The sequence below is a fragment of the Serratia marcescens genome, assembly GCF_029846115.1.
GTDB lineage: Bacteria > Pseudomonadota > Gammaproteobacteria > Enterobacterales > Enterobacteriaceae > Serratia > Serratia marcescens_L.
The window spans coordinates 1203427-1224054 of sequence record NZ_JARVZZ010000001.1 but is presented as its reverse complement, the minus strand read 5'-3'; the positions used below and the strand labels follow the sequence as shown (position 1 = coordinate 1224054).

The window sequence follows — 20628 nt, the reverse complement described above, 5'->3', positions numbered from 1 at the left end:
CCGTGTGACCTGAACAACCACCCTCAGGCTCCCTTAGGCGGGGAGCCTGAGCCGGAATGACGATTACTCGTCTTCCAGTTCGATGTTGATGCCGAGCGAGCGGATTTCTTTCAACAGTACGTTGAAGGATTCCGGCATGCCTGGCTCCATCCGGTGGTCGCCATCCACGATGTTTTTGTACATCTTGGTACGGCCGTTAACGTCATCCGACTTAACGGTGAGCATTTCCTGCAGGGTATAAGCCGCGCCGTATGCTTCCAGTGCCCACACTTCCATCTCACCGAAGCGTTGACCACCGAACTGCGCTTTACCACCCAGAGGTTGCTGAGTCACCAAGCTGTAAGAACCGGTTGAACGGGCGTGCATTTTATCGTCAACCAAGTGGTTCAGTTTCAGCATGTACATATAGCCGACAGTAACCTGGCGCTCGAATTGCTCACCGGTACGGCCATCGAACAGCGTGATCTGACCGGAGGTCGGGATACCGCCCATTTCCAGCAGTTGCTTGATTTCAGTCTCTTTCGCACCGTCAAACACCGGCGTTGCGATCGGCATACCTTTTTTCAGGTTCTCTGCCAGACGCAGCACTTCGTCGTCGCTGAAGGTGTTCAGATCAACTTTCTGGCAAACGTCGTCGCCCAGATCGTAGGCCTTCTGGATGAACTCACGCAGCTTGGCCACTTCCTGCTGCTGCTTCAGCATCTGGTTGATCTTCTCACCGATGCCTTTCGCAGCCATACCCAGGTGGGTTTCCAGGATCTGACCGATGTTCATACGTGATGGTACGCCCAGCGGGTTCAGTACGATGTCTACCGGCGTGCCGTTTTCATCGTAAGGCATATCTTCGATCGGGTTGATCTTGGAGATAACACCCTTGTTACCGTGGCGGCCCGCCATCTTGTCACCCGGTTGGATCTGACGTTTAACGGCCAGATAAACCTTGACGATTTTCAGCACGCCCGGCGCCAGATCGTCGCCCTGAGTGATCTTACGACGCTTGGCTTCCAGCTTCTTCTCGAAGTCGGATTTCAGTTCGTCGTACTGCTCAGCCAGCTGTTCCAGCTGGTTTTGCTTCTCTTCGTCGGTCAGGCCCAGTTCCAGCCAGCGATCGCGCGGCAGCTTGCTCAGCTTGTCGGCTTCGATGCCACCGGCAACCAGCACCGCGTGGATACGCGCAAACAGGCCAGCTTCCAGGATCTGCAGTTCTTCAGTCAGGTCTTTCTTCGCCTGCTTCAGCTGCATCTCTTCGATTTCCAACGCACGCTTGTCTTTTTCCACGCCATCGCGGGTGAAGACCTGCACGTCAATAACCGTACCGGAAACGCCGTTCGGCACACGCAGAGAAGAGTCTTTAACGTCAGACGCTTTCTCACCGAAGATCGCACGCAGCAGTTTCTCTTCCGGCGTCAGCTGGGTTTCGCCTTTAGGCGTTACCTTACCGACCAGGATGTCACCGCCGGTCACTTCCGCACCGATATACACGATACCGGATTCATCCAGCTTGGAGAGCGCAGCTTCACCCACGTTAGGGATGTCGGCGGTGATCTCTTCAGGCCCCAGCTTGGTGTCGCGAGACACGCACGCCAGTTCCTGGATGTGGATGGTGGTGAAGCGATCTTCCTGCACCACGCGCTCGGAGACCAAGATGGAGTCTTCGAAGTTGTAGCCGTTCCAAGGCATGAACGCTACGCGCATGTTCTGGCCCAGTGCCAGTTCGCCCAGGTCTGTCGATGGGCCATCCGCCAGCACGTCGCCGCGCTCGATTGGCTCACCCAGACTCACACACGGCATCTGGTTGATGCAGGTGTTCTGGTTAGAACGGGTGTACTTGGTCAGGTTGTAAATATCGATACCTGCTTCGCCCGGGTACATCTCGTCTTCGTTAACTTTGATAACGATACGGGAAGCATCCACGTACTGGATCACACCGCCGCGTTTGGCAACGGCGGTTACGCCGGAGTCAACCGCTACAGCGCGTTCCATACCGGTACCGACCAGCGGCTTGTCAGCGCGCAGGGTAGGTACGGCCTGACGTTGCATGTTCGCACCCATCAATGCACGGTTGGCGTCATCGTGTTCCAGGAATGGAATCAGTGAAGCACCAACGGAAACAACCTGTTGGGTGGATACGTCCATGTAGTCAACCTGGTCGCGGCTGAACAGGCTTGATTCGCCTTTGCTGCGACAGGTGACCAGGTCTTCTACGAAGCGGCCTTCTTCATCCAGGTTGGAGTTCGCCTGGGCGATAACGAAGTTGCCTTCTTCAATAGCAGACAGGTAGTTGATTTCATCGGTCACCACGCCGTCACGCACGCGGCGGTACGGGGTTTCCAGGAAGCCATACTCGTTAGTCTGTGCGTACACGGACAGGGAGTTGATCAGACCGATGTTTGGACCTTCCGGCGTTTCGATTGGGCACACGCGGCCGTAGTGGGTCGGGTGTACGTCTCGAACTTCAAAGCCGGCGCGCTCACGGGTCAGACCGCCCGGGCCCAGTGCGGAGATACGACGCTTGTGCGTGATCTCGGACAACGGGTTGTTCTGGTCCATGAACTGGGACAGCTGGCTGGAGCCGAAGAACTCTTTCACCGCCGCCGAAATCGGCTTGGCGTTGATCATGTCCTGAGGCATCAGGGTATCCAGATCGCCCAGAGACAGACGCTCTTTCACCGCACGCTCAACACGCACCAGACCTACGCGGAACTGGTTCTCGGCCATTTCGCCGACGGAGCGGATACGACGGTTGCCCAAGTGGTCGATATCGTCCACTTCGCCCTTGCCGTTACGGATATCGATGAGCTTCTTCATCACTTCGATGATGTCGTCTTTGCTCAGGATGCCCGAACCTTCAATCTCGTCGCGCAGCAGAGAACGGTTGAACTTCATACGGCCAACCGCGGACAGGTCGTAGCGGTCTTCGGAGAAGAACAGGTTCTCGAACAGGCTTTCGGCAGCTTCGCGCGTTGGCGGCTCACCAGGACGCATCATGCGGTAGATTTCTACCAGCGAGCTCAGACGATCGCTGGTCGGATCGACACGCAGCGTTTCAGAGATGTACGCGCCGTGGTCCAGATCGTTGGTGAACAGCGTTTCGATGCGCTTGTGGCCGGACTGGCTCAGCTTGGCCAGCAGATCCAGCGACAGCTCCATGTTGGCTGCGCAGATCAGTTCGCCGGTATTGGTATCGATATAGTCTTTCGCGACCACTTTGCCCGCGATGTACTCTACCGGTACTTCAATGCTCTGAATGTCGTCTTTTTCCAGCTGACGGATATGACGAGCGGTGATGCGACGGCCTTTCTCTACGTAGATCTTGCCGTTGGCTTCGATATCGAACGAAGCGGTCTCACCACGCAGGCGCTCTGGCACCAGCTCCATCTGCAGCTTGTTGTCGCGGATTTCGAAGACGATCTTGTCAAAGAACAGGTCGAGGATCTGTTCAGTGGTGTAGTTCAGCGCGCGCAGAATGATGGTCGCAGGCAGTTTGCGGCGACGGTCGATACGCACGAACAGGTTGTCTTTCGGATCGAACTCGAAGTCCAACCATGAACCGCGGTAAGGGATGATGCGTGCGTTGTACAGCACTTTACCCGAGGAGTGGGTTTTACCCTTATCGCTGTCGAAGAATACGCCAGGACTACGGTGCAACTGAGATACGATAACCCTCTCAGTACCGTTGATCACAAAGGTGCCGTTTTCGGTCATGAGCGGAATTTCGCCCATGTAGACTTCTTGTTCCTTGATGTCTTTGACCGTACCTTCAGGCGCTTCGCGCTCATAGATAACCAGGCGCAGTTTTACGCGCAGCGGTGCAGAGAACGTCACACCACGGATCTGGCACTCTTTGACGTCGAAGACCGGCTCACCAAGACGGTAGCTAACGTATTGCAGCTCCGAATTGCCACTGTAGCTCTGGATAGGGAAAACAGAACGGAATGCGGCTTCAAGGCCGTACTGCCCTTCTGGATCTTGCTCGATAAACTTCTGGAACGAGTCAAGCTGGATAGAAAGGAGATATGGTATGTCCAGCACTTGTGGACGTTTACCAAAATCCTTACGAATACGTTTTTTCTCGGTATAGGAGTAAACCATAGGGTTCCTCAGCTCGCTGATCAGTGACCCAATCTGTCCGTCCGATTAGGGACAGTTCATGCAACACCGTTTTGTCGACCGGAAAGCGGGAACACTTTCCGCAATGTCTCTTGCTATCACGCTTAAACCATTTCATCGCGTCTTCCCCCAGAACTCCTGGTAGTGCAAAGACCGCGGTATATTAAGTCGTCAACAGAAACAAACATTGGGAGGCGAAACCAGCAGCCAAACAGTGTGAAACGCTACTGGCGCCCTACAGCGCAAAAAGGCTGGTGACTAAAAAGTCACCAGCCATCAGCCTAAAAGACTAGGCTGCAACCGGAAAGGTTGGCTTATTTAACTTCAACTTCTGCGCCAGCTTCTTCCAGAGATTTTTTCAGAGCTTCTGCGTCATCTTTGCTCACGCCTTCTTTCAGAGCGGCTGGAGCAGATTCAACCAGGTCTTTAGCTTCTTTCAGACCCAGGCCGGTAGCGCCACGTACTGCTTTGATAACAGCAACTTTGTTAGCGCCTGCAGCTTTCAGGATAACGTCGAATTCAGTTTTCTCTTCAGCAGCTTCAGCTGGGCCAGCAGCAACAGCTACAGCAGCAGCAGCAGAAACGCCGAATTTTTCTTCCATAGCGGAAACCAGTTCAACAACGTCCATTACGGACATAGCGGCAACTGCTTCCAGGATTTGGTCTTTAGTGATAGACATAACAATTGTTCCTAAAATTCAGAAATAGTTTAAATACGTTAGCAAAGGCTAAGAAAGAGTGGCTTACGCCGCTTCTTTCTGATCGCGTACTGCAGCCAGAGTGCGAACCAGTTTGCCGGCAGCGGCTTCTTTCATGGTTGCCATCAGGCGTGCGATTGCTTCATCGTAAGTTGGCAGCGTCGCCAGGCGGTCGATTTGCGCCGCAGGGATCAGCTCACCTTCAAAGGCCGCAGCTTTAACCTCGAATTTTGCATTCGCTTTCGCGAACTCTTTGAACAGACGAGCAGCAGCGCCCGGGTGTTCGTGAGAGAATGCAATCAAGGTAGGACCGACAAACGTGTCTTTCAGGCATTCGAATGGAGTGCCTTCAACTACGCGACGCATCAGGGTGTTGCGAACAACACGCATGTAAACGCCAGCTTCACGACCTGCTTTACGCAGTTCAGTCATTTTATCTACGGTAACGCCGCGGGAATCCGCAACAACCGCAGACAGCGCGCCTTTGGCTACTTCGCTGACTTCAGCAACAATCGCTTGTTTGTCTTGAAGATTTAATGCCATTAGCTTTTTGCTCCTGGATTAGCCGGGGAAAATTCCCCGGAACTCACTTCACTCAGCGCTTTGTCACACGCCACGCTGAGCGGCTTAACACGGTGAGCAGAATCCAGCAAAGACATTCTTTTATAAAAAAGAAAAATTTTCTTAGGCTCTGTCACCGTCTACGCAGGAAGGATTAAGTATCTTGCGATACACCTGCGGTCTTGGACGGAGGCCTGGATAGGCCAGGCTCCAACCGAAAAATCTTTGTTTTGCCTACGGCATAGCCAATAGCAAAACCTTGGGGCATAAGATTCTAGACAAATCTTGGCCCCAAGTCAAAGCGATAATCGCAAATGCGATTAGTTCGCTGCGGCAGACAGACCGCTCTGATCGATAGCAACGCCAGCACCCATGGTGGTGGAGAGGCTAACTTTCTTGATGTACATGCCTTTCGCCTGAGAAGGTTTTGCTTTTTTCAGCGCAACCAGCAGGGCTTCCAGGTTTTCTTTCAGTTTGTCTGCGTCGAAATCAACCTTACCGATAGTGGTATGGATGATGCCGTTTTTGTCGTTACGGTAGCGAACCTGACCTGCTTTAGCGTTTTTCACTGCTTCAGCAACGTTCGGAGTAACGGTACCCACTTTCGGGTTTGGCATCAGGCCGCGTGGACCCAGGATCTGGCCCAGTTGACCTACAACGCGCATTGCATCCGGGGAAGCAATAACAACGTCGAAGTTCATTTCGCCTTTCTTGATCTGGTCAGCCAGATCGTCCATACCTACCAGCTCTGCGCCGGCAGCTTTCGCTGCTTCAGCGTTAGCGCCTTGGGCAAATACGGCAACGCGAACGGAACGACCGGTACCGTGTGGCAGAACGGTAGCGCCACGAACGTTTTGGTCAGATTTACGAGCGTCGATGCCGAGGTTAACGGCAACGTCAACGCTTTCTACGAATTTAGCGGTGGCCAGCTCTTTCAGCAGAGCAACAGCTTCAGTGATGTCATACTGTTTAGTAGCATCAACTTTGTCACGGATCACGCGCATGCGCTTGGTCAGCTTAGCCATCTCTTAATCCTCCACTACCAGGCCCATGGAACGAGCGGTACCTTCGATGGAGCGAGTCATCGCTTCAACGTCAGAACCAGTCATGTCCGCAGCTTTGGTTTCTGCGATTTCACGTACCTGAGCACGGGTCACTTTACCTACTTTGTCTTTGTTCGGCTTACCGGAACCAGACTTGATACCAGCCGCTTTTTTCAGCAGAACTGCTGCTGGCGGGGTTTTGGTAACGAAAGTGAAGGAGCGATCAGAATAAACGGTGATAACAACCGGAATCGGCAGACCTTTTTCAACGCTGTCAGTCTTAGCGTTGAATGCCTTACAGAATTCCATGATGTTAACGCCCTGCTGACCCAGAGCTGGACCCACTGGTGGGCTCGGGTTCGCCATACCAGCTGCAACTTGCAGCTTGACGTAGGCTTGTACTTTCTTAGCCATTTAAATTTCCTCGGTTTGGGTAGTATCGCCTCGCAAGAGGCTCCCCGTGTTTCACCTCGCCCAACATGCGTCAGGCAAGGCATCTAAAAACAAAAGGCGCGAAATTGTAGTTCAATTTCGCGCCTTTGACAAGCGGCAACGGGCCACTCGTTGCTGATTATTCGATCAGCCTTTCTCAACCTGGCTGAAGTCCAGTTCCACCGGCGTTGCACGGCCAAAGATGGAAACGGAAACTTTCAGGCGGCTCTTCTCGTAGTCGACTTCTTCGACCACGCCGTTGAAATCGGCAAACGGGCCGTCGTTGACGCGCACCAGTTCGCCCGGTTCGAACAGCGTTTTCGGACGCGGCTTATCACCGACCTGCTGCAGGCGGTTCATGATCGCATCAACTTCTTTATCGCTGATCGGCGCTGGACGGTCAGACGTACCACCGATGAACCCCATGACGCGCGGTACGCTGCGCACCAGGTGCCAGCTGGCGTCATTCATCACCATCTGCACCAGCACATAGCCAGGGAAGAACTTGCGTTCGCTCTTGCGACGCTGGCCGCCACGGATTTCAACCACTTCCTCCGTAGGCACCATCACTTCGCCGAACAGCTCTTCCATATCGTGCAGTTTGATGTGTTCACGCAGCGATTGTGCTACGCGACCTTCAAAACCGGAAAACGCCTGAACGACGTACCAACGTTTTTTTGGAGCTTCAGACATTTTAGAACCTCAGGCCAGTAATAAACGACACCAGACGGACCAGAATACCATCCAGCCCCCACAGAATCAGTGACATCACGGCGGTTACCGCGGCAACGATCAACGTGGTGTGTAGCGTTTCTTGACGAGTTGGCCAAATCACTTTACGTACTTCGGTACGCGCTTCGCGGGCAAACGCAACGGTGGCTTTGCCTTTGGTGGTCATCAGAGCCACTGCACCTGCAACGGCGATGATCAGCACAACTGCCAGCGCGCGCAATGGCAGGCTTAAATCACGGTAGTAATAGTTACCGACAATAGCCACAACCAACAGAACGGCGACGATCAGCCACTTTGCCGCTTCCAGGCCGCGTCCGCTCCCTTGAGCCTCGGTATTCGCACTCATAAACCAACCTGTCACAATGATGATTCAGAACAAACAACTTTGCCTCGCAATGCGAGGCAAACCAAACCGATCGGATACCGCGTTAGCGATATCCCGGTGTTTTACGCTATGACGTATTTCAGTCAATACGGTTTAAGAGCCCATCTCACCAATGATTATGACTGCAAAATCGCTGATGAGATAGGTTCTAGTTCACAGCGTAGAAAAAGGGCATCAAATGATGCCCTTTTACCGCGTGTCGCGTCAAACTTTATCAGCGATTAAGCGATAACTTTAGCAACAACGCCTGCGCCAACGGTACGGCCGCCTTCACGGATTGCGAAACGCAGACCGTCGTCCATCGCGATTGGGTGAATCAGGGTGACAATCATGTTCACGTTGTCGCCTGGCATTACCATCTCTACGCCTTCTGGCAGTTCGATGGTACCGGTCACGTCAGTGGTACGGAAGTAGAACTGTGGACGGTAGCCTTTGAAGAATGGCGTGTGACGACCACCTTCATCTTTGCTCAGGATGTACACTTCAGATTCGAACTGGGTGTGTGGCTTGATAGAGCCTGGCTTAGCCAGTACCTGACCACGTTCGATGTCTTCGCGCTTGATACCACGCAGCAGAACACCTACGTTCTCACCCGCACGGCCTTCGTCCAGCAGTTTGCGGAACATTTCAACGCCAGTACAGGTAGACTTAACGGTGTCTTTGATACCAACGATTTCAACTTCTTCGCCAACTTTGATGATACCGCGCTCAACACGACCGGTAACAACGGTACCACGACCGGAGATGGAGAATACGTCTTCGATTGGCAGCAGGAACGGCTTGTCGATAGCACGCTCTGGCTCTGGGATGTAGCTGTCCAGGGCTTCGGCCAGTTCGATGATTTTCGCTTCCCACTCAGCTTCGCCTTCCAGCGCTTTCAGCGCGGAACCGCGGATTACTGGCAGGTCGTCGCCTGGGAAGTCGTAAGCGGACAGCAGTTCGCGAACTTCCATTTCTACCAGTTCCAGCAGCTCTTCATCATCAACCATGTCGCATTTGTTCATGAATACGATGATGAAAGGAACGCCAACCTGACGACCCAGCAGGATGTGCTCACGGGTCTGAGGCATTGGGCCGTCAGTCGCAGCTACTACCAGGATCGCGCCGTCCATCTGAGCGGCACCGGTGATCATGTTTTTCACGTAGTCGGCGTGCCCTGGGCAGTCAACGTGCGCGTAGTGACGAGTCGGGGTGTCATACTCAACGTGAGAGGTGTTGATGGTGATACCACGAGCTTTTTCTTCTGGCGCGTTATCGATCTGGTCGAAAGCACGTGCAGAACCGCCGTAGGTTTTAGCCAGTACGGTAGTGATCGCTGCAGTCAGGGTAGTTTTACCGTGGTCAACGTGGCCGATAGTACCGACGTTAACGTGCGGTTTTGTACGTTCAAACTTTTCTTTAGACATCGATTGTCCCTCTAAGACACGGATAAATCGGTGGTATCACCACATCAACCAAGCATTTGCTCGTTGAATCCAGAACAGAAAGAAAATCAGGGGGCGAGAAATTAAGAAGTGGTGCTGATAGGCAGATTCGAACTGCCGACCTCACCCTTACCAAGGGTGCGCTCTACCAACTGAGCTATATCAGCACATCTTGGAGCGGGCAGTGGGAATCGAACCCACATCATCAGCTTGGAAGGCTGAGGTAATAGCCATTATACGATGCCCGCATCCTGGAACTCGGCTACCTGATTTTTCTGTAGAATTTTGGGATGGAGCAGGATTGTTCATCACTCGGCTCGCATCCTTCGGGCCGCCTGCGCCTTGCGCTGCACAGCTCGAACCTTGCCGAAGGCTTCCGCCCTCTCCTCCCGCCATCAACCGTTGCGGCATTTATCGCATCTCAGTTAATCGCCGAAGGCAAGATTTGGTGGTGGGGGAAGGATTCGAACCTTCGAAGTCTGTGACGGCAGATTTACAGTCTGCTCCCTTTGGCCGCTCGGGAACCCCACCAGATTTTAATTACTTGTGACTTGAATGGTGCCGGCTACCGGAATCGAACTGGTGACCTACTGATTACAAGTCAGTTGCTCTACCTACTGAGCTAAGCCGGCATCAAGTGCAGCGCATTCTAGGTAGAGCGGGCGACCTATGCAACAAAAAAATTGCTTTACGCGCACTTTCGCTCATAAATCAGTCAATTTTGCATACTGTCATGCAATTCGCTGCCTGCGGCGTGCAAACATTCATCACTCGCGGCAATCATTCTCTACAATTTTATCCACTTTTTGCAAGCCTTGAGCGCCGCTTTCTCCGTGTCGGGCTTCTCAAAACACTTAACCCGCGACGGTAAACTGTGAGCGGGATCGATGCACCAAAAAGGGGATACCTGCCCCGGACTGCGGCGCGGGCTACACTGATCCCTTGCCCTTTTGCCGTCGCCATGCCTTTCACCGCTGTGGCTCAGTTATTGCTTCTCTTCATTACCCCGCTCCCAGGAGGAATGACCGATGAAAATAGTGCCTATCAACGCCGCTACGCTGCCGATTTACCGCGATGAATTGGCCCGCCTGTTGACCGATGCCGTCACGCACGGCGCTTCTGTCGGTTACGACACCTTAATTCCTCAGGAAGACGCCGAGAGCTACTTCCACAGTCTGCGACCGGCCTTGGCCAAAGGTGAACTGCTGCTGTGGATTGCCCGTGACGAGCGCGGCGTCGTTGGCACCGTGCAACTCGAGCTCTGCCAGAAGCCGAACGGCCGTAATCGTGCGGAGGTGGTGAAGCTGTTGGTGCATAGCCGCGCTCGTCGCAACGGCGTAGGTCAGGCTCTGATGAAAACACTGGAGCACGCGGCACTGCAACAGCAGCGCGGGCTATTGTACCTGGATACGCAGGCCGGTTCGGCGGCAGAAGCGCTTTATCGCAGCCTGGGTTATCGCTGTTTGGGCGAGCTACCGGATTATGCGGCGGGGCCCGATGGGCATTACCATCCGACCGTCATTTATTACAAACGTCTGTTCAGCGTGAACCAACCCTCGCGCGCCATCGCCAGCTAGCCTTCAGGCGGTATCCGGCCCTGATGATACCGCCTTGCAACCCCGCTTTATCAACTGCGTGCCGCTTCGCACAATTGACATAAACTGCTGCCTATCGACAACTTTTGCGAAAAAAGTCTACGCCAAAAACGAAGCTGTCTATAATATGCAGCTTGTTTATTCTCTGGAGTTGGCGTCCGCCGCCTTTCCCAACCTGCGTTAACAGGCAGAATTTGGCTTATGATAAAAAGAGATCAATCTTTAGCAACGCCTTACCTACAGTTCGATCGTACCCAATGGGCTGCGTTGCGAGATTCGGTGCCGCTGACGTTGTCGGAAGAAGAGATCGTTAAACTGAAAGGGATTAACGAAGATCTCTCGTTGGAAGAAGTTGCGCAGATTTATCTGCCTCTGTCACGTCTGTTGAACTTCTATATCAGTTCCAACCTGCGCCGACAGGCGGTGCTCGAGCAATTCCTCGGCACCGACGGGCAAAAGATTCCCTATGTCATCGGCATCGCCGGCAGCGTAGCCGTAGGCAAGAGCACGACCGCACGTCTGTTGCAAGCGTTGTTGAGCCGTTGGCCGGAACACCGCAGCGTTGAGTTGATCACGACCGACGGCTTCTTGCATCCTAATAAGGTGCTGAATGAACGCGGTCTGATGAAGAAAAAAGGCTTCCCGCAGTCTTATGATATGCATAGCCTGGTGAAATTCGTGTCGGAAGTGAAATCCGGTGCCAAACGCGTCACCGCTCCGGTTTATTCGCATTTGATCTATGACGTTGTGCCCGAAGGTAATAAAGTCATCGAGCAACCGGATATTCTGATCCTGGAAGGGCTTAACGTATTGCAAAGCGGCATGGATTATCCTCACGATCCGCATCGCGTATTCGTTTCCGATTTTGTTGACTTCTCTATATATGTCGATGCTCCGGAGACGCTATTGCAAAGCTGGTATATCAATCGCTTCTTGAAATTCCGTCAAGGCGCATTTTCCAATCCCGATTCTTATTTCCATCACTATTCAAAATTGCCGGAACCGGAAGCAGTTAATATCGCCACCCAATTATGGAATGAAATTAACGGGTTGAATTTGCAGCAGAATATATTACCTACACGCGAACGCGCCAGCCTAATTATGACCAAAAGCGCTAACCACGCCGTTGAAAGCGTGCGTTTAAGAAAGTAAGCCTACCGATCGATTCAGGGGACGTTACCGTCCCCCTTTCTCTAACTATTCCGCACTTCGCAGCGATATCTCTCCACCGATGAAGGGTTTGATCTCCCCGTCTTGTTCCAGCAGCAGTGCGCCCTGCGCATCGATTCCTCGGGCGATACCCACAATCTGCCGCTCGCCAATCAGCAACTTGACCGGCCTGTCGATAAAGTTATCCAGGGTACGCCAGCGACCGATAAAGGGTGCCAGTCCGTCTATCTCAAACTGTTTCAACGACTGACGCAGTTCATTAAGCAGGGTTGCAGCCAGCTCATTGCGATCGATCTGAATTCCCGCTTCCTGTAGATTAATCCATCCCTGGGTAATGGCACTGGCATTGGTATCACGCATCGCCAGGTTGATGCCGGCGCCGATGACCAGTTGAGCCGCATCGCCGGTTTTTCCCGTCAGTTCGACCAAGATCCCAGCCAATTTACGATCGTTCAGATAAAGATCGTTAGGCCACTTCACGCGCACATCAGCCGCACCGAGACGCTGCAGAACTTCCGCCATCACCATCCCGATCACCAGGCTAAGCCCCATGGCCGCAGCCGGACCCTGCTCCAGCCGCCAGAACATCGACAGGTACAAATTAGCGCCGAATGGTGAGATCCACTGCCGCCCGCGGCGTCCTCGCCCTGCCTGTTGGTATTCAGCGACGCAGGCGTCACCAGAGTGCAATTCGGCGATGCGGTCCAGCAAGTATTGGTTGGTGGAATCGACCACCGGCAACACGCTTACGCGCTTGTCTTCCAGCAGGCTGAGGATGCGCTCGGCTTCCAACAGCTGGATGGCGCCAGGCAGGCTGTAGCCTTTTCCGGGCACGGTAAAGACATCCAGTCCCCATTCGCGAATGGTCTGAATATGCTTATTGATCGCCGCACGGCTCATGCCCAGTGACTCACCGAGATGTTCCCCGGAATGGAATTCGCCGTCGGCCAGCAGTGCGATCAGTTTTAACGGAACCTTGGTATCTTTCATGACAGCACCGCTACGGCATTCAGCTCACCGGTCGCGCCAATAAAACGCACCTCAGGTTCCAGCCACACACCGAATTTATCGGCCACCGTCTTGCGTACGTGGCTCGCCAACGCCACCACATCCTGACTGTGAGCGTTGTCGATGTTCACCAGCACCAGCGCCTGCTTGCGGTGTACCGCAGCACCACCGATACGATATCCTTTCAGTTCGCATTGATCGATAAGCCATCCGGCCGCAAGCTTCACCTGGCCATCCTGCTGCGGATAATGCGGCATGCCGGGGCATTTGGCGATGAGTTCTGCGGCTTTCTCTGCGCTCACCAGCGGATTCTTGAAGAAGCTGCCGGCATTGCCTGTTTCACGCGGATCGGGCAGTTTGCTGCGGCGCATGGCGCATACGGATTCAAATACCTGAAGTGGCGTCACCGTGGCAGGATCCAGCTTGGCCAGATCGCCGTAGCTCAATTTGGGTTGCCATTGTTTATTGAGACGAAGACCCAGCCCAACAATGACATGCCCGGTTTGGAAACGGTGTTTAAAAATACTTTCCCGGTAGCCAAAACCACACTCGGCAGCCGGAATGCGATCGATAGCACCGGTAGAGAAGTCCAGCAGATCGACATATTCGCAGACGTCTTTCAATTCGACGCCGTAGGCGCCGATGTTCTGGATAGGGGCGGAGCCCGCTAATCCAGGAATCAACGCCAGGTTTTCCAGGCCACAGATCCCGGCCTGCAACGTATATTGCACCAGGTCATGCCAATTTTCACCGGAGCTGACGTGGAGATGCCAACCATCGCTATCTTCCCGAACGTCGATACCCTTCAACTGATTGACCATTACCGTGCCAGAAAAATCCTCCAGGAACAGCACGTTGCTACCTTCACCGAGAATCAGTAGCGGCTCCTGACGCTTGCGCGTTTGTTGCCACACCTTGAGCATCAGCTCAATTCTATCGGCTATGATCAGGTGCGCTGCGTTGACCGGGAGCGCAAACGTATTGTGGTTTTTTAAAGACGCGCTTTCAGTAGACATAACGTTCAGTACCCATACGGAAATAATCTTTCGCCTAGTCTACTCGATTCGAGGCGTCTGGCTAATATTTGTTTTAATTAACGTGAAATTCATCGACTAATACACTGAAGAATTAAGATTTATCTTTGATATATCCGGATAATTCTCATCAACATGTTCATAGATAGATATTTTTATTATTTAAATAATAATCTGGAGCTATCAATTATATATTGAGCTAGCCACTTTTCTGGCAAAAAACATTATGCTGCCTTATAAGACTAAGCTACATATGCCAAAAAAGCTATTTCCCAAAGTAATAGATACAGTCAGGATATTTATTTTATGCATAGCAAAAAGCCCTGAACGTCAGTTCAGGGCTTTCGGCTTGGTTTGATGCCTGGCAGTGTCCTACTCTCGCATGGGGAGACCCCACACTACCATCGGCGCTACGGCGTTTCACTTCTGAGTTCGGCATGGGGTCAGGTGGGACCACCGCGCTATTGCCGCCAGGCAAATTCTGTTTCATTCCAACCGCTTCACTCTCGTGTCGCCATCAGAACCAATCTGTAAACAAGCTGAATATTGTCTCGGTCTCACCAAAACACCTTCGGTGTTGTAAGGTTAAGCCTCACGGATCATTAGTACTGGTTAGCTCAATGCATCGCTGCACTTACACACCCAGCCTATCAACGTCTTAGTCTTAAACGTTCCTTCAGGGGCCTTAAAGGCCCAGGGAAGACTCATCTTGAGGCAAGTTTCGCGCTTAGATGCTTTCAGCGCTTATCTTTTCCGCACTTAGCTACCGGGCAATGCCATTGGCATGACAACCCGAACACCAGTGGTGCGTTCACTCCGGTCCTCTCGTACTAGGAGCAACCCCTCTCAATCTTCCAACGCCCACGGCAGATAGGGACCGAACTGTCTCACGACGTTCTAAACCCAGCTCGCGTACCACTTTAAATGGCGAACAGCCATACCCTTGGGACCTACTTCAGCCCCAGGATGTGATGAGCCGACATCGAGGTGCCAAACACCGCCGTCGATATGAACTCTTGGGCGGTATCAGCCTGTTATCCCCGGAGTACCTTTTATCCGTTGAGCGATGGCCCTTCCATTCAGAACCACCGGATCACTAAGACCTACTTTCGTACCTGCTCGAGCCGTCACTCTCGCAGTCAAGCTAGCTTATGCCTTTGCACTAACCTCACGATGTCCGACCGTGATTAGCTAACCTTCGTGCTCCTCCGTTACTCTTTGGGAGGAGACCGCCCCAGTCAAACTACCCACCAGACACTGTCCTCACCCCGGATCACGGGGCCGAGTTAGAACATCAAACATTAAAGGGTGGTATTTCAAGGATGGCTCCACGCAGACTGGCGTCCACGCTTCAAAGCCTCCCACCTATCCTACACATCAAGGCTCAATGTTCAGTGTCAAGCTATAGTAAAGGTTCACGGGGTCTTTCCGTCTTGCCGCGGGTACACTGCATCTTCACAGCGAGTTCAATTTCACTGAGTCTCGGGTGGAGACAGCCTGGCCATCATTACGCCATTCGTGCAGGTCGGAACTTACCCGACAAGGAATTTCGCTACCTTAGGACCGTTATAGTTACGGCCGCCGTTTACTGGGGCTTCGATCAAGAGCTTCGCCTTGCGGCTGACCCCATCAATTAACCTTCCAGCACCGGGCAGGCGTCACACCGTATACGTCCACTTTCGTGTTTGCACAGTGCTGTGTTTTTATTAAACAGTTGCAGCCAGCTGGTATCTTCGACTGGCTTCAGCTCCATCCGCAAGGGACTTCACCTACATGCCAGCGTGCCTTCTCCCGAAGTTACGGCACCATTTTGCCTAGTTCCTTCACCCGAGTTCTCTCAAGCGCCTTGGTATTCTCTACCTGACCACCTGTGTCGGTTTGGGGTACGATTTAATGTTACCTGGAGCTTAGAGGCTTTTCCTGGAAGCAGGGCATCAACTACTTCTGCACCGTAGTGCATCGTCATCACGCCTCAGGGTTAGTATGCAACCGGATTTACCAGGTCACACCCCCTACACGCTTAAACCGGGACAACCGTCGCCCGGCTAGCCTAGCCTTCTCCGTCCCCCCTTCGCAGTAACACCAAGTACAGGAATATTAACCTGTTTCCCATCGACTACGCTTTTCAGCCTCGCCTTAGGGGTCGACTCACCCTGCCCCGATTAACGTTGGACAGGAACCCTTGGTCTTCCGGCGAGCGGGCTTTTCACCCGCTTTATCGTTACTTATGTCAGCATTCGCACTTCTGATACCTCCAGCAACCCTCACAGGCCACCTTCAACGGCTTACAGAACGCTCCCCTACCCAACAACGCCTAAGCGTCGCTGCCGCAGCTTCGGTGCATGGTTTAGCCCCGTTACATCTTCCGCGCAGGCCGACTCGACCAGTGAGCTATTACGCTTTCTTTAAATGATGGCTGCTTCTAAGCCAACATCCTGGCTGTCTATGCCTTCCCACATCGTTTCCCACTTAACCATGACTTTGGGACCTTAGCTGGCGGTCTGGGTTGTTTCCCTCTTCACGACGGACGTTAGCACCCGCCGTGTGTCTCCCGTGATAACATTCTTCGGTATTCGGAGTTTGCATCGGTTTGGTAAGCCGGGATGGCCCCCTAGCCGAAACAGTGCTCTACCCCCGAAGATGAGTTCACGAGGCGCTACCTAAATAGCTTTCGGGGAGAACCAGCTATCTCCCGGTTTGATTGGCCTTTCACCCCCAGCCACAAGTCATCCGCTAATTTTTCAACATTAGTCGGTTCGGTCCTCCAGTTAGTGTTACCCAACCTTCAACCTGCCCATGGCTAGATCACCGGGTTTCGGGTCTATACCTTGCAACTAATCGCCCAGTTAAGACTCGGTTTCCCTACGGCTCCCCTATACGGTTAACCTTGCTACAAAATATAAGTCGCTGACCCATTATACAAAAGGTACGCAGTCACACCACGAAGGTGCTCCCACTGCTTGTACGTACACGGTTTCAGGTTCTATTTCACTCCCCTCGCCGGGGTTCTTTTCGCCTTTCCCTCACGGTACTGGTTCACTATCGGTCAGTCAGGAGTATTTAGCCTTGGAGGATGGTCCCCCCATATTCAGACAGGATGTCACGTGTCCCGCCCTACTCATCGAACTCACGACCTGTGCATTTTAGTGTACGGGGCTATCACCCTTTGCTGCGCGACTTTCCAGACGCTTCCACTAACACACAAGCCGATTCAGGTTCTGGGCTCCTCCCCGTTCGCTCGCCGCTACTGGGGGAATCTCGGTTGATTTCTTTTCCTCGGGGTACTTAGATGTTTCAGTTCCCCCGGTTCGCCTCATGCCACTATGTATTCATGACATGATAGTGTGTCGAAACACACTGGGTTTCCCCATTCGGGTATCGCCGGTTGTAACGGTTCATATCACCTTACCGACGCTTTTCGCAGATTAGCACGCCCTTCATCGCCTCTGACTGCCTAGGCATCCACCGTGTACGCTTAGTCACTTAACCTCACAACCCGAAGATGTTTCCATCGTTCGTGCTGCAAACATTTGAGAGACTCTATGACAGGTTACTCTTCATCCCAATACATCTACGGAGGGATAAATTTCAGCCGTCACGTTTCAATTTTCAGCTTGTTCCAGATTGTTAAAGAGCAAAATACTTCGCAGCATACTGTTTCCAATATACTCTGAAGTATTGAAATACCGGACTATATGGTGGAGCTAAGCGGGATCGAACCGCTGACCTCCTGCGTGCAAGGCAGGCGCTCTCCCAGCTGAGCTATAGCCCCATACAGTCACGTGCAGTACCTTTTCCACTTCGAAGAAGTGGTAGGCCTGAGTGGACTTGAACCACCGACCTCACCCTTATCAGGGGTGCGCTCTAACCACCTGAGCTACAAGCCTATAAAGGTATTTCTGCTCGTTACTTTCTATCAGACAATCTGTGTGAGCACGCCACTCGAACTAATATCTTTAGGTAAGGAGGTGATCCAACCGCAGGTTCCCCTACGGTTACCTTGTTACGACTTCACCCCAGTCATGAATCACAAAGTGGTAAGCGCCCTCCCGAAGGTTAAGCTACCTACTTCTTTTGCAACCCACTCCCATGGTGTGACGGGCGGTGTGTACAAGGCCCGGGAACGTATTCACCGTAGCATTCTGATCTACGATTACTAGCGATTCCGACTTCATGGAGTCGAGTTGCAGACTCCAATCCGGACTACGACATACTTTATGAGGTCCGCTTGCTCTCGCGAGGTCGCTTCTCTTTGTATATGCCATTGTAGCACGTGTGTAGCCCTACTCGTAAGGGCCATGATGACTTGACGTCATCCCCACCTTCCTCCAGTTTATCACTGGCAGTCTCCTTTGAGTTCCCGGCCGAACCGCTGGCAACAAAGGATAAGGGTTGCGCTCGTTGCGGGACTTAACCCAACATTTCACAACACGAGCTGACGACAGCCATGCAGCACCTGTCTCAGAGTTCCCGAAGGCACCAAAGCATCTCTGCTAAGTTCTCTGGATGTCAAGAGTAGGTAAGGTTCTTCGCGTTGCATCGAATTAAACCACATGCTCCACCGCTTGTGCGGGCCCCCGTCAATTCATTTGAGTTTTAACCTTGCGGCCGTACTCCCCAGGCGGTCGATTTAACGCGTTAGCTCCGGAAGCCACGCCTCAAGGGCACAACCTCCAAATCGACATCGTTTACAGCGTGGACTACCAGGGTATCTAATCCTGTTTGCTCCCCACGCTTTCGCACCTGAGCGTCAGTCTTCGTCCAGGGGGCCGCCTTCGCCACCGGTATTCCTCCAGATCTCTACGCATTTCACCGCTACACCTGGAATTCTACCCCCCTCTACGAGACTCTAGCTTGCCAGTTTCAAATGCAGTTCCCAGGTTGAGCCCGGGGATTTCACATCTGACTTAACAAACCGCCTGCGTGCGCTTTACGCCCAGTAATTCCGATTAACGCTTGCACCCTCCGTATTACCGCGGCTGCTGGCACGGAGTTAGCCGGTGCTTCTTCTGCGAGTAACGTCAATTGATGAGCGTATTAAGCTCACCACCTTCCTCCTCGCTGAAAGTGCTTTACAACCCGAAGGCCTTCTTCACACACGCGGCATGGCTGCATCAGGCTTGCGCCCATTGTGCAATATTCCCCACTGCTGCCTCCCGTAGGAGTCTGGACCGTGTCTCAGTTCCAGTGTGGCTGGTCATCCTCTCAGACCAGCTAGGGATCGTCGCCTAGGTGAGCCATTACCCCACCTACTAGCTAATCCCATCTGGGCACATCTGATGGCAAGAGGCCCGAAGGTCCCCCTCTTTGGTCTTGCGACGTTATGCGGTATTAGCTACCGTTTCCAGTAGTTATCCCCCTCCATCAGGCAGTTTCCCAGACATTACTCACCCGTCCGCCGCTCGTCACCCAGAGAGCAAGCTCTCCTGTGCTACCGCTCGACTTGCATGTGTTAAGCCTGCCGCCAGCGTTCAATCTGAGCCATGATCAAACTCTTCAATTAAAAGCTTGATTTGCTTCCACTCGAGAAGCGATGCTCAAAGATTTACTGCATGAATTTTACTTCAGTTAGTCACTCTTCAAGACTTGATATTTTTTTGCATCCGAAGATGCTGGATATCGTCTTGTGGAGTGCCCACACAGATTGTCTGATAAATTGTTAAAGAGCAGTGCCGAGAAACTCATCGGCGCGGGCTGCGTATACTACGCTTTTCGCCCTGAGAGTCAAGCGTTTATTTCGCTTTCCTCTCGCTGACCCGGCGGCTTGTCAGTCGTTGTTCCCGGTCAGTGGAGGCGCATTATAGGGAGTTCTCGGCGGGCCGCAACCCCTAAATGCAAAAAACTTTTCAAACGCGGTTTTTTTCGGCAAAACGCTGGCCAAACCCGCGTTTTTGTCACTTTTCGTACTGGATCTGGCTAAATTCCTGGGCGAAACGGTCGACCTGCTGCCAATCGGTGTACTCTACTTCCTTACTGGTATCCGTTTCACCGCCCGTCATACGCATAATAAATTGAATCATGATGCGGTCGAACCAGCGATAACGCGGATAACGCAATGCGCCGGCAAACACCGCGCACTGTTTTGGCTGCCACGGCGAGGCCAGCAGGAACTTGCGGGTATAAGCGTTGGTTTGCGGCGAGCGCTTTTCCGGTTTACGCGCGGTCAGGTTCACGGCAAAGAACGCGCTCGGCATTCGATTCAGTTGCTCGGCATGCCGTTTGACGAATTTATCCAGCGCCGGGTTAAAGTGCCCGTAACGGATAGAAGCGCCGATCATCACCTGCTGATACTGGCTAAGATCGACCTGTTCCGCCTGCAGCAGATCGATCACCTCACAACGCAGCGTGTCCTGCAGCTTGCTTGCTATATAAGAAGCGATAGCGCGTGTTTGCCCGTCACGGCTCGAATAAAGTATCAATGCCTTCATGGCGTACT

Annotated in this window: 13 protein-coding genes, 6 tRNA genes, 3 rRNA genes and 1 other RNA gene; 2 read left to right on the top strand and 21 right to left on the bottom strand. The window is 52.9% G+C overall.

The genetic code is table 11. The features are described from left to right. Positions 1–63: 63 nt before the first annotated feature. The 13 genes from rpoB to QDT79_RS05600 form a co-directional block, all read right to left on the bottom strand. Complete coding sequence (gene rpoB, locus QDT79_RS05660) at positions 64–4092, bottom strand: DNA-directed RNA polymerase subunit beta (RefSeq protein ID WP_063991784.1); 4029 nt, start codon at positions 4090–4092, stop codon at positions 64–66. 332 nt (positions 4093–4424) lie between these two features. Further along, a complete protein-coding gene (gene rplL / locus QDT79_RS05655; protein WP_004929903.1) occupies positions 4425–4790 on the bottom strand; it encodes a 50S ribosomal protein L7/L12 in 366 nt (121 codons plus the stop codon). Between the two features lie 63 nt (positions 4791–4853). Further along, positions 4854–5351 (bottom strand): 50S ribosomal protein L10, encoded by a 498-nt coding sequence (gene rplJ / locus QDT79_RS05650; protein WP_047729348.1) that lies wholly within the window; start codon positions 5349–5351, stop codon positions 4854–4856. A 338-nt stretch (positions 5352–5689) separates the two neighbouring features. Continuing rightward, the gene (gene rplA, locus QDT79_RS05645) at positions 5690–6394 is read right to left on the bottom strand and encodes a 50S ribosomal protein L1 (protein WP_019456443.1); all 705 of its coding nucleotides are present in this window, start codon (positions 6392–6394) and stop codon (positions 5690–5692) included. Positions 6395–6397: 3 nt separating this feature from the next. Continuing rightward, entirely contained in the window at positions 6398–6826 is a 429-nt protein-coding gene (gene rplK, locus QDT79_RS05640; protein ID WP_015376316.1) for a 50S ribosomal protein L11, read from the bottom strand. A gap of 165 nt (positions 6827–6991) precedes the next feature. Continuing rightward, on the bottom strand, positions 6992–7537 hold the full coding sequence (gene nusG / locus QDT79_RS05635; protein WP_004929914.1) for a transcription termination/antitermination protein NusG: 546 nt from the start codon (positions 7535–7537) through the stop codon (positions 6992–6994). 1 nt (position 7538) lies between these two features. After that, positions 7539–7922, bottom strand: coding sequence for a preprotein translocase subunit SecE (gene secE / locus QDT79_RS05630; RefSeq protein WP_004929916.1), 384 nt, complete (start codon positions 7920–7922; stop codon positions 7539–7541). 260 nt (positions 7923–8182) lie between these two features. Then, positions 8183–9367 carry an elongation factor Tu gene (gene tuf / locus QDT79_RS05625; protein ID WP_055314187.1) on the bottom strand — a complete coding sequence of 395 codons (1185 nt, stop codon included), beginning with the start codon at positions 9365–9367 and terminating at the stop codon, positions 8183–8185. 109 nt (positions 9368–9476) lie between these two features. Then, a tRNA-Thr gene (locus tag QDT79_RS05620) sits at positions 9477–9552 on the bottom strand. A 6-nt stretch (positions 9553–9558) separates the two neighbouring features. Further along, a tRNA-Gly gene (locus tag QDT79_RS05615) sits at positions 9559–9633 on the bottom strand. Between the two features lie 36 nt (positions 9634–9669). Further along, a non-coding RNA gene (locus QDT79_RS05610) (RtT sRNA) lies at positions 9670–9785 on the bottom strand. Between the two features lie 46 nt (positions 9786–9831). Then, a tRNA-Tyr gene (locus tag QDT79_RS05605) sits at positions 9832–9916 on the bottom strand. 25 nt (positions 9917–9941) lie between these two features. Further along, a tRNA-Thr gene (locus tag QDT79_RS05600) sits at positions 9942–10017 on the bottom strand. A 396-nt stretch (positions 10018–10413) separates the two neighbouring features. On the opposite strand from QDT79_RS05600, the gene QDT79_RS05595 reads away from it, so the two are divergent. Beyond that, positions 10414–10962: a GNAT family N-acetyltransferase gene (locus tag QDT79_RS05595; protein WP_063988436.1), complete on the top strand. Its 549-nt coding sequence runs from the start codon at positions 10414–10416 to the stop codon at positions 10960–10962. Positions 10963–11181: 219 nt separating this feature from the next. Continuing rightward, positions 11182–12132, top strand: a complete 951-nt coding sequence (gene coaA / locus QDT79_RS05590) for a type I pantothenate kinase (RefSeq protein ID WP_107228142.1) — start codon at positions 11182–11184, stop codon at positions 12130–12132. 45 nt (positions 12133–12177) lie between these two features. Here coaA and birA read toward each other — a convergent pair whose 3' ends face one another. The 8 genes from birA to hemG all read right to left on the bottom strand — a co-directional run bounded on the left by birA (position 12178) and on the right by hemG (position 20620). Further along, on the bottom strand, positions 12178–13140 hold the full coding sequence (birA, locus tag QDT79_RS05585; RefSeq protein WP_063988434.1) for a bifunctional biotin--[acetyl-CoA-carboxylase] ligase/biotin operon repressor BirA: 963 nt from the start codon (positions 13138–13140) through the stop codon (positions 12178–12180). After that, positions 13137–14174: a UDP-N-acetylmuramate dehydrogenase gene (murB, locus tag QDT79_RS05580; protein ID WP_107228143.1), complete on the bottom strand. Its 1038-nt coding sequence runs from the start codon at positions 14172–14174 to the stop codon at positions 13137–13139. Before murB ends, birA begins: the two co-directional genes overlap by 4 nt. 377 nt (positions 14175–14551) lie before the next feature. Beyond that, positions 14552–14667 (bottom strand): 5S ribosomal RNA (gene rrf / locus QDT79_RS05575). A 106-nt stretch (positions 14668–14773) separates the two neighbouring features. Next, positions 14774–17681, bottom strand: a 23S ribosomal RNA gene (locus QDT79_RS05570). A gap of 207 nt (positions 17682–17888) precedes the next feature. Further along, positions 17889–17964, bottom strand: a tRNA-Ala gene (locus QDT79_RS05565). A 38-nt stretch (positions 17965–18002) separates the two neighbouring features. Then, a tRNA-Ile gene (locus QDT79_RS05560) sits at positions 18003–18079 on the bottom strand. Between the two features lie 74 nt (positions 18080–18153). After that, a 16S ribosomal RNA gene (locus tag QDT79_RS05555) occupies positions 18154–19695 on the bottom strand. The 16S, 23S and 5S rRNA genes sit together here with 2 tRNA genes alongside, the layout of an rRNA operon. A gap of 391 nt (positions 19696–20086) precedes the next feature. After that, positions 20087–20620: a menaquinone-dependent protoporphyrinogen IX dehydrogenase gene (gene hemG, locus QDT79_RS05550; protein ID WP_025304933.1), complete on the bottom strand. Its 534-nt coding sequence runs from the start codon at positions 20618–20620 to the stop codon at positions 20087–20089. Positions 20621–20628 lie beyond the last annotated feature (8 nt).